The organism is Thermus sp. NEB1569 (assembly GCF_022385295.1).
GTDB classification, from domain to species: domain Bacteria; phylum Deinococcota; class Deinococci; order Deinococcales; family Thermaceae; genus Thermus; species Thermus scotoductus.
Map to the genome: position 1 here is coordinate 1,891,448 of NZ_CP092445.1, position 14,404 is coordinate 1,905,851.

At 65.2% G+C, this 14,404-nt stretch carries 9 protein-coding genes and 1 pseudogene; 5 read left to right on the top strand and 5 right to left on the bottom strand.

Translation table 11 applies throughout. The features are described from left to right. Positions 1–33 precede the first annotated feature (33 nt). From MI302_RS10795 to MI302_RS10805, 3 genes and pseudogenes are all read left to right on the top strand, one after another. Positions 34–1,297: pseudogene (locus MI302_RS10795) on the top strand (integrase core domain-containing protein). Further along, positions 1,294–3,306: a carboxypeptidase regulatory-like domain-containing protein gene (locus tag MI302_RS10800; protein WP_239725784.1), complete on the top strand. Its 2,013-nt coding sequence runs from the start codon at positions 1,294–1,296 to the stop codon at positions 3,304–3,306. The pseudogene MI302_RS10795 and the gene MI302_RS10800 overlap by 4 nt, the downstream one beginning before the upstream one ends. Positions 3,307–3,315: 9 nt before the next feature. After that, entirely contained in the window at positions 3,316–5,379 is a 2,064-nt protein-coding gene (locus tag MI302_RS10805; RefSeq protein WP_239725785.1) for a S8 family serine peptidase, read from the top strand. Between the two features lie 50 nt (positions 5,380–5,429). Here MI302_RS10805 and lpdA read toward each other — a convergent pair whose 3' ends face one another. The 5 genes from lpdA to MI302_RS10830 all read right to left on the bottom strand — a co-directional run bounded on the left by lpdA (position 5,430) and on the right by MI302_RS10830 (position 12,975). Continuing rightward, on the bottom strand, positions 5,430–6,803 hold the full coding sequence (gene lpdA, locus MI302_RS10810) for a dihydrolipoyl dehydrogenase (protein ID WP_239725786.1): 1,374 nt from the start codon (positions 6,801–6,803) through the stop codon (positions 5,430–5,432). 1 nt (position 6,804) lies between these two features. Further along, the gene (gene odhB / locus MI302_RS10815) at positions 6,805–8,013 is read right to left on the bottom strand and encodes a 2-oxoglutarate dehydrogenase complex dihydrolipoyllysine-residue succinyltransferase (RefSeq protein WP_239725787.1); all 1,209 of its coding nucleotides are present in this window, start codon (positions 8,011–8,013) and stop codon (positions 6,805–6,807) included. Between the two features lie 11 nt (positions 8,014–8,024). Then, positions 8,025–10,721 carry a 2-oxoglutarate dehydrogenase E1 component gene (locus tag MI302_RS10820; RefSeq protein ID WP_239725788.1) on the bottom strand — a complete coding sequence of 899 codons (2,697 nt, stop codon included), beginning with the start codon at positions 10,719–10,721 and terminating at the stop codon, positions 8,025–8,027. 93 nt (positions 10,722–10,814) lie between these two features. After that, positions 10,815–12,401, bottom strand: a complete 1,587-nt coding sequence (locus MI302_RS10825) for a zinc ribbon domain-containing protein (protein ID WP_015716192.1) — start codon at positions 12,399–12,401, stop codon at positions 10,815–10,817. After that, on the bottom strand, positions 12,376–12,975 hold the full coding sequence (locus MI302_RS10830) for an IS607 family transposase (RefSeq protein ID WP_172958042.1): 600 nt from the start codon (positions 12,973–12,975) through the stop codon (positions 12,376–12,378). Before MI302_RS10830 ends, MI302_RS10825 begins: the two co-directional genes overlap by 26 nt. 91 nt (positions 12,976–13,066) lie before the next feature. Between MI302_RS10830 and MI302_RS10835 the strand changes: the two genes are divergently transcribed. Both MI302_RS10835 and ruvA read left to right on the top strand, forming a co-directional pair. Then, positions 13,067–13,831 (top strand): enoyl-CoA hydratase-related protein, encoded by a 765-nt coding sequence (locus MI302_RS10835; RefSeq protein ID WP_019550415.1) that lies wholly within the window; start codon positions 13,067–13,069, stop codon positions 13,829–13,831. After that, a complete protein-coding gene (ruvA, locus tag MI302_RS10840) occupies positions 13,828–14,403 on the top strand; it encodes a Holliday junction branch migration protein RuvA (protein WP_019550416.1) in 576 nt (191 codons plus the stop codon). Before MI302_RS10835 ends, ruvA begins: the two co-directional genes overlap by 4 nt. Position 14,404 lies beyond the last annotated feature (1 nt).

Here is a 14,404-nt window from a genome sequence, read left to right on the forward strand (position 1 = left end):
GGGACCACTCCAGGAGAGAGGGGGTCCCCACGGATGCAGCTTACCACGGTCGGCAAAAAGGTTTTCCGGGGAGCACAAAAGGCCCGGGAACTCCAAGAGGCTGGGGCCGGCGATCCCACGGTTCAGGAGCGCTTACGGAAGCTCAAACAGGTAGAGGCGCTCAGGAAATACCGGGTGGGCTGGCCCGAGATCCAGGAGCTTTTGGGGATCAGCCGGGCCACCTATTACCGCTGGCGGAAACGCCTCAAGGAAGAGGGCCTTGCCGGTCTTAAGCCTCGGTCAAGACGTCCGCTTTGGGGCCCCTACCCCAAATGAACCGCAGCGCTTGCGGCGGAGGATTTACTGGTCTTCCGATCTGCTGATCCGGGTGGAAGCCCTAAGGAAGGAGAACCCCACCTGGGGCCGCTGGCCGATTTGGCTGACCCTAAGGAAGGAGGGCTTTGCGGTGAGCGAGCGCACCGTGGGGCGGATCCTGGCCTACCTGGAAGCACACGGCCGCGTGGAAAGCGTAGCCGCCTTTCTGGCCCAGGCCCGGCGGGGGAAGGGGGGGCGAAGACCCAGGAGGCCCTATGCGCAAAGGAAGCCCAAGGGATACGAGGTGGGTCACCCTGGCGACCTTATCCAGGTGGATACCCTCACCGTGACCCTGGGCCCTGGGGAGAGGATCCAGCACTTCTCGGCCGTCGACCTCTTCACCCGTTTCTCCCTTGCGGAAGTCCACACCCGAGCCACGGCCAACCTGGCGGCCAGCTTTCTTGCCCGCCTGATGGTGCGAGCGCCTTTTCCTATCCGTGCGGTGCAGGTGGATGGGGGCAGCGAGTTTATGTCCGATTTTGAGGAGGCCTGTGAACGTTTGGGCGTTAAGCTCTTCGTTCTTCCTCTTTGGGGCCCCTACCCCAAATGAACCGCCGAGGAGCCCCAAGCTCAATGGTCACGTGGAGCGGATGCAGCGGACCTTTAGGGATGAGTTCTACACACGACCGTTGCCTTCACAGATCCCCGAGCTCCAAAGGGAGCTTGACGCCTACCTGGACCACTACAACCGCCGGCGACCCCACCGGGCCTTGGGGGGCCTGGCCCCTTTAGAGTACCTGGCTAGAATACGGGGGGAGGCGGTCCCCACAGAGTCTCAAATGTGTTGACCGACTACAACCCCTTGACGGCATCCCAAAGGCCAGCATATAGTCCTTCCGGAAAATCTCCTAGCGAGGAGGTGCGCGTTATGGCAAATCCCTATCGGCCACTCAACCAGCCAAGGTCCTTTTCCTCCACAACCACCTGCAGGAGGGTAGCATGAGGCTTGCCAAAGGCGTCCTGTGGGCGTTAGCTAGCCTGGGACTCTGGCTGGCTGGATGTTCGCCAGCCCCAGATACTCAAAAGCCCACCATCACCATCACCCAACCCCAGGACGGGAGCACGGTCAACACCCCCCAGGTCACCGTCCAAGGCTCCGCCCAGGACAACACCCAGGTGGCCCGCATCACCTATCAGCTCAACGGCGGCCAGGAACAGCAGATCACCATCACCCCCGGACCAAACGTCTCCTTCCAGTTCCAAGTCACCCTCCAGCAGGGCCAAAACACCATCACCGTCCACGCCTACGACCAGGCCAACAACAAGGGTAGCGCCACAGTCCAGGTAACCTACGACCCGACTGCTGTACACAACCTTTCTGGTACGGTGGTCAGCGAGTACGCCGGCGGGCCCGTGGCCGGAAGCACGCTCAAGCTCTACAAAAACGGCAACCTGGTGGCCACGACCCTCTCCGGAGCCGATGGGAGCTTCAGCTTTGGCACCCTGGCCCCCGGCACCTACCGCCTCGAGGCCCAGAAGCCCGGCATGGCGGGAAGCGTTCTGGAGGGCATCCGGGTGCCGGAGATGACCAGCGTCACCCTCATTCAGCGCCAGGCCTTCGACGCCACCGCCACCACCACCCCGCCCACCCTCCTCATCACCCAGGACGGCACCCAATCCCTGGAAGGGGGTACCTTCACCAACACCATCCCCTTCCGCGTCCAGGTGGACACCACCAAGGACTACGTCCGTCCCATGCGCTACATCTACGTGGCCCTGGGCCGCACTCCGGGGTCGGCCTTCATCACCAACAGCCCCACCTGGACCCGCCAGGTGTTCAGCAACGTGGAGGACACCGGCAATCGCGCCCTCAGCGGTGCCAATGTGGCCGGCTTCGGCAGCGCCAGCGGGGAAACCGTTTACGTGGAGGTGGTGGCCTACGACTTCAACCTGAACCGCAGCCACTACCTGATTCCCATCACCTTTAAGAACACTTCGGCCAACCAGAACAACAACGTGAGCTCCCCCACCAGGGTGGCCGCCACCGCCATCACCCTGAGCCAGGCGGTGGGCTTCTTCAGCGTCAAGAGCCCAACTACCCTTAAGGTGCCGGTAGCCAAGGGCACAATGGGCGAGCTCACCCTGGACCCTGAGGCGGTACCGGAGGGAAGCAACCTCTACGTGGAGGTGCGCTGGTGCTACACCGCCACTGCCACCCCCTTCGCTTTTGACATCGAACGCTCCACCGACGGGACCAACTGGACCCGGGTGGGCACCGTGGGTGGGGCTAGAAGCAGCAGTTGCCCCGACAACCCTCTGGACCGCCCCTTCTTCTTCCGCGACGCCTCCCCTGACCTCACCCCTGGCCAGACTTACTCCTACCGCGTCGTGGCCCGGGGCACCAACCGTGCTGAAAGTGCGCCTAGCACCACCACGCCCTTGCCTCCCTTCTTCGCCCCCCTGATGAGCCCCGCGGACGAAAGCACCGGTGTTCCCCTCACGCCCAACTTCACCATCGGCCACCCCCAACTTGGCATCGGCGCGGACGGCGCCGCCTACAACCTGGTCTTGTGGGACACCCTTACCGGGGACAGCGTGGCGTGGCAGACCCTGGCCGGGTACAACCTCCTGGTGGAGTTCGGCACTCCGGAAAACGGTATCCCCGAAGGAGAAGCCCTGGTTTACGGGTTCCACCCCACAGTCAACGATGTCGTGATCTTCACCGATACTGCAGGCGTGGTTGCTCCCACTAAACCCAGCCTGGTCCCTGTAAATGTACCTCAGGGCACCGTCACCATGCCCTACAACTTCGATGGCCTAGCCCAGCTTTCCGCCCTCCAGGCCCTGCGCACCTACGCCTGGCAGCTTTACGTGAGCTACGCCTACAAGTACAACCCCGCAGAGGGTTACCGGATCTCGGCCTACAGCATCCAGACCTGGCCCAGCTCCACGTCCTTCATCCGCATCACCCGTCCAGGCACTCAGGTCTTCGACTTCACCACGGGGCAGTAAGGAGGAACCATGAAGACGCTCCGCTTGCTTTTCCTCGGCCTCACCGCCTTGCTGGCCGCTTGCTCCCAAGCTCCCCGCACGGCCACCCCGCCGGCCAACCCCGGCCTCCTCGTGAGCTCCGAGGGCATCCGCCACTTCCAGGGGCAGGTGGTGGTGGGGTATCAGGACGAGACCGCTCTCCAGGAAATCGTGGCCAAGCTCGGGGCTAAGGAGCTGGCCCGCATCCCCGAGCTCAAGGCCGCCCTGCTCCAGGTTCCCGGGGATGCCCTCAAGGCCAGCCGTGCCCTAAAGGGCCTGCCGGGCTTGCGCTACGCCGAACCCCACCTGGCCCAGGTAGTCCCGCCCAAAGACGACCCGGTGGAAATCCCCAGGACTCGGGCCAGCGACCTCTCGCCCTTGGGCAACCCCGCCGATCAGCTTCTGGACGCTCTGCCCCAGTACGCCCTGGACCCGCGCCATCTGGACGCTAAGCGGGCCTGGGACCTGGGCTTTGAGGGAGAAGGGGTTACGGTGGCCATCATCGACGACCCGGCCGATGTTACCCACCCTGACCTGGCCGCCAACTGGGCAGGCAAGGCCTACGACCCCGTGACCAACACCACCTACACCAGCGCCAGTGCCTGGTTGGCCTTCATCAACAACAACCCCAACATCTACCACGGCACCTTCGTGGCCTCCACCGTGAGCGCTCCCCGGGATGGCCAGGGCATCGCGGGTCTGGCTCCCAAAAGCAAGTTCCTCCCCGTGGCCATCTTCCAGCCCGACTATGTGGGCGACTTCTACGTGGCTCGGGGCATCGTGTGGGCAGTAAATAATGGCGCCCAGGTGCTGAACAACTCCTGGGGCGGCCTGGGCTACGGGAACCTGGTAAAGGAAGCCTTTGACTACGCCCTGGCCAACGGGGTGGTGGTGGTAGCCAGCGCCGGCAACTCCTCCAAGGACGAGGTGCGCACCCCCGCCGGCTACCCGGGCATCATTGCCTCGGTGGCGGCGGACGGCAACCGCAACAAGACCGACTTCTCCACCTACGGCCGCCACGTGTCCAGCGCCGCTCCCGGCTTGGACGTGCTGCTGGCCAACCCCACCTGGCTAGGAGGGGGCTACGGCCTGATTTCCGGCACCTCCTTCTCTGGCCCCTATACGGCCGCTGCTGCCGCCTTGGTGAAGCAAGCCTGCCCGGGCGCCACCCCCTACCAGGTGCGCCGGTCCCTGGAAACCACCACCTGGGAGAGAACTTTCTCCCGGGAGAAGGGCTTTGGCCACCTGAACGCCGGAAACCTGGCGGATCTCCTCCGCCGGGGCTGCGCCGACTTGCCGTCCAAGGGTGCGGTGGTGCGGGTGAAGGTGGAGTACTTCAACGAAAACGGCCTCTTCCCCGGCCTCCTGGCGGACGTGATCCTCCGCGGCAAGGGCCTGCGGCCTGGAGACGCCGCCGACCCCACCCCGGTCTACTGGGCCCGCACCGACCTCAGTGGGGAAGCCTGGTTCTACGAGATCGCCCCCGGGGAGTACGACATCTACGTGGCTGGGGCCGACCTGTCCCTCACAGGCGGGCTCCCCGAGGAGCGGGGCACCTTCGTGGGCACCCTGATAGCCACCTCCGGCTCCACAGCAGCTAACCCCGTCTTCAAGCTGGTGCGCCTGAACGCCACCGAGGTCAACCTCAACCCCACCGACCCCTACGAGCCCAACGACAGCCCATCCCAAGCCACGCCCATCGCCTACGGGATCACTACCCAGCTCGCCTACATCTTCAGCCAGCCCAGGGACTTTGACTTTTTCGCCTTCACCGGGACCGCAGGCGACGAGATTCGAGCCCGGGTCTACGCCAAGTCCAGCATCGGCGGCACCTTGGACTCCTACCTCTTCCTCCTGGACGCCGCGGGGAACGTCTTGGAGGAGAACGACGACCTGGTACCCGGCCAGATCACCGACTCCGAAATCACCTTTTCCCTGCCCGCAAGCGGCACCTACTACCTGGTGGTGACCAGCTACACCATCGCCTCTGATCTGGCAGCCTCGGACAACAGCCCCTTCAACAAGTACCGCCTGGAGCTGGTCAAGACAAACTGAGCCACAGCAAAGCCCCGGCCAGGCTCTCCTGGCCGGGGTCACGCTTTTCCCTAAAGGTGAATGGGCTTCTCCCAAGCCGCCAAAGCGGCCTCCTTGAGGATCTCGGAGAGGGAGGGGTGGGCGTGGGGGGCACGGCCCACGTCCTCGGCGCTGGCCTTGAAGAAGATGGCCAGGGCGGCCTCTGCCAGGATGTCCCCCACCCGGGCCCCGATGCCGTGAACCCCCAGGATGCGGTCGGTCTTGGCGTGGGCCAGGACCTTGACGAAGCCCTCGGTCTCCCCCATGGCCCGGGCCCGGCCCGAGGCGGAGTAAGGGAAACGGCCCACCTTGTAGGGAACCCCTTGGGCCTTTAGCTCCTCCTCCGTGTACCCCACCCCCGCCACCTCGGGGTGGGTGTAGACCACGCTGGGGATGGCCTGGTAGTCCAGGTGGGCGAAGCCCTTCGCCATATGCTCCACGGCGGCGATCCCTTCCTCGCTGGCCTTGTGGGCCAGCATGGGCCCGCGGACCACATCCCCGATGGCGTAGATGTGGGGGACACGGGTCCTCAAGTGCTCGTCCACAGGTATCCTCCCCCGCTCGTCCGTGGAAAGCCCGGCGTTTTCCAAGGAAAGCCCCTCGGTGTAGGGCCTGCGCCCCACGGCCAGCAAAACCCGGTCCGCCTCGAGGACCTCCCCCCCCGCCAGTTCTACCCGGGCCCCCTTCCCCGCGGGAAGGACAGCGGTGACCCGCACCCCGGTGCGGATCTCGAGGCCTTCCTTTTTGAAAACCCTTTCCGCCGCCCGGGAGACCTCCCCGTCCATGGTGGGTAGGATCCGGTCCAGGTACTCCAGAATGGTCACCTCCGCCCCCAGGCGGTGCCAGACCACCCCAAGCTCTAAGCCGATCACCCCACCCCCCACCACGATGAGGCGCCCCGGCACCTCGGGGAAGGAAAGGGCCTCGGTGGAGGTCACCACCCTTTCCCCGTCCACCTCCGCCCAAGGGGGGATGAGGGGGGCGCTTCCCGTGGCGATGAGGATGAAGCGGGCTTCTAGCTCCTCCCCCGTCTCCTCCACCAAAACCTTGCGCTCAGAGAGGAAACGGGCCGTGCCCAGGTGGCGGGCGATGCCGTTTTTCTTGAAGAGGAACTCAATGCCCTGGGTGTTGGCCTGGACCACCTTGTCCTTGTGGGCGAGAAGGGCGGGGAGGTCCACCTCGAGGCCCTGCACCCTAGCCCCGATCAAGCCCTTTTTCACCTCGTAGATGCGCTCGGTGGTTTCCAAAAGGGCCTTGGAGGGAATGCACCCCACCCGCAAGCAGGTGCCCCCCAGGGCCTTCTCCTTCTCCACCACCCCCACCTTCATCCCCAGCTGGGCGGCCCGGATGGCGGCCACATACCCCCCGGGCCCCGCCCCGATCACCAAAAGGTCGTAACTGTACATGCTAGACCTCCAACAAGAGGCGCACGGGGTTTTCCACCAGTTCCTTGACCCGCCTCAAAAAGGTCACCGCCTCCCGGCCGTCCACGATGCGGTGGTCGTAGGAAAGGGCCAGGTACATCATGGGCCGGACCATCACCTGCCCCTCCCGGGCCACGGGCCTTTCCTGGATGGCGTGCATGCCCAGGATGCCCACCTGAGGGGGGTTGAGGAGGGGAGTGGAGTTGAGGGAGCCGTACACCCCCCCGTTGGTGATGGTGAAGGTGCCCCCCATGAGCTCATCGGGCTTCAGCTTCTTGGTGCGGGCCCTTTCGGCGAAATCGGCGATCTGGCGCTCGATCTCGGCGAAGGAAAGCCGGTCGGCATCCCGGATCACGGGCACCACCAGCCCCTCCCCACCCCCCACGGCCACCCCGATGTCGTAGTAGCGGTGGTAGAGGATGGTGTTGTCCCGGATCTCGGCGTTGAGCTCGGGAATCTCCTTGAGGGCCTGGACCACCGCCTTCACGAAGAAGCTCATGAAGCCCAGCTTCACCCCGTGCTTCTTCTGGAAGGCCTCCCCCAGCTCCCTCCTCAAGGCGATGATGGCGGACATATCCGCCTCGTTGAAGGTGGTGAGCATGGCGGTGGTCTGCCGGGCCAGGAGGAGCCTTTCCGCAATGCGGCGGCGCAAGGGGCTCATGGGCACCGCCTCGCTCACCCGCCAGGGGCGGTCGGCCGGGGGTTGGGCGGGAAGCGGCGCAGGCTCCGGCATCCGGGAAGGCACCGCCTGGGGTGGGGCCTGCCTGGCCCTCTCCTCCAGGTGGCGCTCCACGTCCTCCTTGAGGATCCGCCCGCCCAGGCCCGTGCCCACCACCTCCCCGGGGGATACCCCCGCCTCCCGCAAAACCCGCTCCGCGGCGGGCATGGCCAGGGGCTCTTGGGGCTCGGGTGCCTGGGGTACCACAGCCTCGGGCTCAGGCCGGGGAAGCCCCTCTCCCAAGGCCTTAAGAAGGGCGATGGCCTCCCCCACCCTGGCGGTTTCCCCGGTGCGCTTCAGGATCCGCTCCAGGGTTCCCGCAAAGGGGGCGGGAAGCTCCAGGGTGGCCTTGTCGGTGATGAGCTCCACCAGGGGCTCATCCTGGGCAAAGCTTTCCCCTTCCTTCTTCAGCCAGGCGCCGATCTCCACTTCCACGATGGACTCGCCCACGGAGGGCACTTTCAGTTCCTGCATCGTCTACCTCCTCACTTAAAGGCTTCCTCAAGAAGCGCCTCCTGCTCTTCCTTGTGCACCTTGGAAGAACCCACGGCGGGGCTTGGGGACTCCGGCCGGGCCACCACGCTGAAGGGGTGGCCGTAGATCTCCCCGCAGAAGCGGGCGGAGAGGTACCACCAGGCCCCCTGGTTCACCGGCTCCTCCTGAACGTAGACCACCGGGGTCTTCCTGGGGTAGAAGCCCAGGGCCTCCTTGAGCTCGGCCTCGGGGAAGGGGTAGAGGAGTTCCAGCCGGATCAAGGCCACGTCCTCCGCCCCCACCTCCCTCCGCTTTTGCAGGAGGTCGTAGTAGACCTTCCCCGAGGTGAGAAGGACCTTCCTCGCCCCCTTGACCCTTTCCGGGATCACCTTCTGGAAGCGCCCCTGGGCAAGCTCCTCCAGGCTGGAGACCACCTCGGGGTGGCGGAGGAGGCTTTTGGGGGTGAGGACCACGAGGGGCTTGCGGATGGGGCGCTTCACCTGGCGGCGGAGGAGGTGGAAGAACTGGGCGGGGGTGGTGGGGTAGGCCACCTGGAGGTTGTCCTTGGCCCCAAGCTGCAAGAAGCGCTCCAGCCGGGCGGAGGAGTGCTCGGGGCCCTGGCCCTCGAGGCCGTGGGGCAGGAGGAGGACCAAACCGGAAAGCCGGTTCCACTTGGCCTCGGCGCTGGCCAGGAACTGGTCGATGTAGACCTGGGCCACGTTGACGAAGTCCCCGAACTGGGCCTCCCAGAGGACGAGGCCCTCGGGGTAGTCCAGGCTGTAGCCGTACTCAAACCCCAGCACCCCGGCCTCGGAGAGGGGGGAGTTGTAGATCTCCACCTCCGCCTGGCCCTCGGCCAGGTGCTGCAAGGAGATGTAGGGCCTTCCCGTCTGGTAGTCGTACAGGGCGGCGTGGCGCTGGGTGAAGGTGCCCCTTAGGGCATCCTGCCCCGTGAGGCGCACCCGGTGCCCCTCGGCGGCCAAGGAGGCGAAGGCCAAGGCCTCGGCCGCCGCCCAGTCCAGGGGGCGCTTAGCCTCGGCCATCTCCTTTCGGGCCTCGAGGAACCGCTTCAGCTTGGGATGCACCTGGAAGCCCTCGGGCACGGCGCTCAGGCGGAGAAGGAGCTCCTTTAGCGCCTCCAGGGGCACCCCGGTATCCACCTCGGGCACCAGGTGGTCGGGCCCACCCACGTACCCCTGCCAGATGCCGGAAAGGCCGTGGGGCACCACGGGGCCCGGCTCCGCCTTGACCCGGGCGAACTCGCTCTCCAGGTTCGCCAGGTAGGCTTCCTCCTTGGCTTTAAGCTCCCCCTCCGCCACCACCCCTTCGGCAAGGAGCCTCTCCGCATAGACCTTCCAGGGCTCGGGCTTCTTGGAGATGAGGGCATACATGGGGGGCTGGGTGAAGGTGGGCTCGTCCGTCTCGTTGTGGCCCCGGCGGCGGTAGCCCACCAGGTCGATGACCACGTCCTTGCCGTAGCGCTTCCGGTACTCCAAGGCCAGGCCCAAGACGAACCAGAGCTCGTCCAGGGCCTCGGCGTTCACGTGGAAGATGGGGACCGAAAGCATCTTGGCGATGTCCGTGGGGTAGCGGCAGGAGGTGTACTCCTCGGGCAGGGTGGTGAAGCCCAGCTGGTTGTTGGCCACCACATGGAGGGTCCCCCCCACCCGGTAGCCGGGAAGCCGGGAGAGGTTCAGGGTCTCCTGGACGATGCCCTCCCCGATGAAGGCCGAGTCCCCGTGGACCAGGATGGCCAGCCCCCGCTTGCGCTCCCGGTCCTGAAAGCGGTCCTGCTTGGCCCGAAGCCTCCCCAAGGTCACGGGGTTCACGAACTCCAGGTGGCTGGGGTTGAAGTTGAGGGAAACGTGCACCTTCCCGTAGGGGGTGGTGAGGTCGTTGGAGAAGCCCAGGTGGTACTTCACATCCCCCGAGTAGCCCTCGGGGAAGATCTCCTCGAACTCGCGGAAGATGCGTTCAAAGGGCTTGCCCACCACGTGGGCCAGGACGTTGAGCCGCCCCCGGTGGGCCATGCCCAGGACCACCTCCCTGACCCCGTGGCGGGCGGCTTCCTCCACCGCCTCCAAGAGAAGGGGGACCAGGCCTTCCAGGCCCTCGAGGCTGAAGGTCTTGGCCCCCAGGTACTTGCGCTGCAGGAAGGCTTCAAAGAGGCTCGCCTGCATGAGGCGCTCCAGCATGCGCCGGCGCACCTCGCGGGGAGGCTTGGGCCAGGGGGCCTCGATGTGGGCAAGAAGCCAGGAGCGCTCCTCCGGTTCCATGTGGGAAAGCTCAAACCCCACCGGGCCCAGGTAGATGGCCTCCAGCCTTTCCCAGAGGCTTCCCAGTGTGGCCGCCCCGAAGAAGGGGGGAAGGGGCTTAGGAAGGTCTTCCGGGGAAAGGCCATGGGCCTCGAGGGTGAGTTCCCTGGGCCTAGGACGCTCCCTTCCCAAGGGGTCTATGCGGGCCGCCAGGTGGCCGAGCTCCCTGTAGGCCTGGACCAGGCGCTCCACCTTGAGGAGGAAGGCCAGGTCCACCGCCTCGGCCAGGGGAGGGGTGGCTCGTCGGCCGTCCTCGAGGGGTTCTCTTCGGGAACCCTCCAGGGCGAGGGCGGAAAAGTAGCGGCGCCACTCCTCCGGCAGGGAGAAGGGATCCTCCAGATAGGCCCGGTAGAGGGCCTCCAGGTAGCCTTGGCTTTCCAACGTGAGCTCCATCCTACCTCCCAAGAAGGGGGCGTATACCCCCTTCATCTACGCTACACCAAAAAGCGGTGTAGGTGCTTTAGGAGTTCCCCCTTTTATTCCCTTCTATCCCCCCAGGGTTCGGAGCAGGTCGGGAAAGCCCTTCAGGTAAGGGTTCTTCCCCCACACCTGCTCCAGGGCGGCACTCCTTCCGCCCGGTATCCCGGGTCTCAGCCTTGACCCGGGGCGAGACCTCTCCGCATACCTCCGCAGAAGCAGGCGAAGGGTCTCCCTTTTCGGGGTGAAGGTGATGACGGACTCCTCCGGAGAACTTCTCCGGAGAAGGTTTCTGGCCGCGTTCACCTGGGCGTTGCCCCTGTGCCCACAAGCCTGGCAGACAAAGGTCTGGGTATCCCTGCGGTTCCTGGGGTCCACGTACCCGCACCGTGAGCACGCTTGGGAGGAGTACGCGGGATTTACCTCCACCACCTTGATCCCGTAAAGCTCCCCGAGCCGGGCCAGTTTCTCCTTCAGGTAGCGCCTCCCGAAGTTGGAGAGAAGACGGTTCATCCGGCGGGAAAGCTCGGGAGAACGCAGGTCCAGTCTTTCCACCACCAGCACCGCGGGTGCGTGCAGTGCCACCAGCCGGTTGAGAAGGCGGTTCACCTCGTTTTTCAGGAATCCCCGGAGTCTTCCCATCGCTTCCCGGTACTCGGGTACCTGGGAGAGCTTTCGGCCTTCCCTTTGTGCTCTTTTGGCTATGGTTTGGATCTCGGTATCGTAGGCGGCAAGAAGGCGCAGGAAACCCCGGCCCAGGAGGTCCCCGCGATCCGTGGCGATAAGGGGGGAAAGCCCGATATCCACCGCCAGGCGTTCAGTTCTGGGAGTGTAAGGCTTAGGGCTCAGGGCCTTAACCCTACGGATCTGGACCCTTCCATTCTCCTCTCCGACCTGAAAGAAATCCCGCCACTCTCCCTTACGGCCCTCGGCATAAGGGTTCTCCCCCAGGGGGATGGCCACCCTCTTCCCCTTCTCCAGGGTGGCCAGATGGAGCCAGGCGGGGAAGTGGGTGGCTTGTTTCCCCCTTCCCCTTCCCCTGGGCTCGTAGCGGACCACCTTCCCATCCAGGTGCATCTGGATGCGGTGCATGCCGGGCCAGGTAAGTTCCTTCCTGGCCCGGCGGAACAGATGGAGTAGGAGGCGCAGGTCCTCGGGGGTGGCCTGGAGGGTTTTGGTCCTTTCCCTGCCGCTCTCGTCTTTCCGTACAACCTTAAAGACCAGCGGTTGCCCTTCGGCCAGGGCCTGGCGCACCTCGGGCTTCAGCCAGGCCTCCCGGGAGTTGAGAAGAAGGAGCACCTCCCGCTTCTCCCTGGGAAGGGAAGAGCCAAGAAGAATCTCCCGTACCCTGTTCTTCAGGTGCTCCAGGTGCCCCTTGAGCATGTCCACCACCTGCTGGGAGCACACCCACAGGTAGCGGTCGGAGAGGGGGCTTTCAAGGTAGCCCCCTTGGGGCTGACCAACGCTTGTGGGGTCCAGGAAACGGGAGAGGCTACCTTCCTCAAAGAAACGGCGCAGGTGGAGGCGTTGGATCCCTTCCGCCGCCCTGCGGTACTGGCGGAGCACCTGAAGAACCTTCTCCTCCTTCCCCCGGTTCATGGCGTGGGGGAGGAGGTAGCTTCCGTAGATTTCATCCGTTCGCTTCCCGCGCTTCATCCACCAGCTCCGAGACGATCTTGCGGGCTTTCCTTTTCCCCCTCAAACCGTACAGCCTTGCGGCAAACGAGTAGATCACCGCCACGAAGTCTTCAATGAGATCCGCCCTGGGAGTGTCCGCCTCGTTCACCACCTCCACCCGCTTCCCCTGCTCATGGAGAAGCAGTTCCAGATAGTGAAAGCCGAAACGGGTCAGGCGGTCCCTGTGCTCTACCAGGAGCACCCCGTAGTCTTTCTCCAAAAGCAGTTTTTCCAGACGAGGCCTGCGATCGTTCAGACCCGAAGCCACTTCCTTCACCACCCGCACCACCCGGTAACCCCTGGCAGCGGCGTAGTCCTGGAGCCTCTGGACCTGGCGTTCCAGGTCGTCCCTGGCCTCGTGCACCGAGACCCGGGTGTAGATGGCCGCAGCATCCTGGGGGAGCCTAACCTCTTCCTCTTCCTCAAGAACCAGGATGGTGCCCGTGGGTAGCTGGATGGCCCTGGCAGGCAGAATCCCTTGCTTGAACCACTTCCAGGCGGTGCGGTAGGGAATCCCGTGCTTTCTGGCCCAATGGGACAGCTTCACCCCTATCTCTCCGCCTTTACCTTAACACAGAAGAGGATAGACGTCAATAACAGACCACAACTTTGGCAACCGGTATCAGGACCTTTACAATAGGGCCATGGTCCTGAAGGAGAGACAGGAAGGCGTCCTTATCCTCAGCCTAAACCGGCCGGAAAAGCTGAACGCCATAACCGGTGCCCTGCTGGACGAACTCTACCAGGTCCTAAAGGAGGCCCAGGAAGACCCCGGGGTCCGGGCCCTCCTCCTCACGGGAGCCGGGCGGGCCTTCTGTGCGGGGCAGGACCTCTTGGAGTTCGGGGAGGGCAAGCCCGACTACGAGGCCCACCTCCGCCGCTACAACCGGGTGGTGGAGGCTCTGGCGGGGCTGGAGAAGCCCCTGGTGGTGGCGGTGAACGGGGTGGCGGCGGGAGCGGGGATGAGCCTGGCCCTTTGGGGCGACCTGCGCCTGGCGGCCCTGGAGGCCAGCTTCACCCCCGCCTTCGTGCGCATCGGCCTGGTGCCGGACTCGGGGATGAGCTTTATCCTGCCCCGGCTGGTGGGGTTCGCCAAGGCCCAGGAACTCCTCCTCCTCTCCCCCAGGCTTTCCGCCGAGGAGGCCCAGGCCCTGGGCCTGGTGCACCGGGTGGTGCCGGGGGAAAGGCTTTTGGAGGAGGCCCTGGCCCTGGCAAAGGAGCTGGCCCAGGGGCCCACCCGGACCTACGCCCTCACCAAGAAGCTCCTTTTGGAAACCTACCGGCTTTCCCTGACGGAGGCCCTGGCCCTCGAGGCCATCCTCCAGGGGGAGGCCGGGCGCACCCAGGACCACGAGGAGGGGGTAAGGGCCTTTAGGGAAAAACGCCCGCCCAGGTTCGTGGGCCGATGATCCGCTACCTCCGGGGCACGGTCCTGAAGAGGGAGGAAGGGGGGTTTCTCCTTCTGGTGAACGGGGTGGGCTTCCTGGTGCAAGCCCCCCAGACCTTTCTGCAAAGCCTCAAAGAGGGCCAGGAGGTGGCGGTCCACACCCACCTCCAGCTCCGGGAGGAGGGCCTGTTTCTCTATGGCTTTCCCGACGAGGAAAGCCTCCTCCTCTTTGAGCTCCTCCTTTCCGTGAGCGGGGTGGGGCCCAAGGTGGCCCTCTCCCTTCTCTCCGCCCTCACCCCCAGGCTTCTGGCCCAGGCCCTGGCCCAGGGGGACCTGCGCCTCCTCACCGCGGCAAGCGGGGTGGGAAGAAGGCTCGCCGAGCGGATCGCTTTGGAGCTCAAAGGGAAGGTACCCCTAAGCCTCCTCAGCGGGCAAAAGGTGGAAAGCCAAAAGGCGGAGGAGGCCATCCTGGCCCTCACCGCCTTGGGCTTCAAGGAGGGCCAGGCCCGGGGGGTGGTCCTGGACCTCCTGGCCAAGCGCCCCTCGGCCAACGCCCAGGAGCTCATCAAGGAGGCCCTGAAGCGGTTACGCTAGG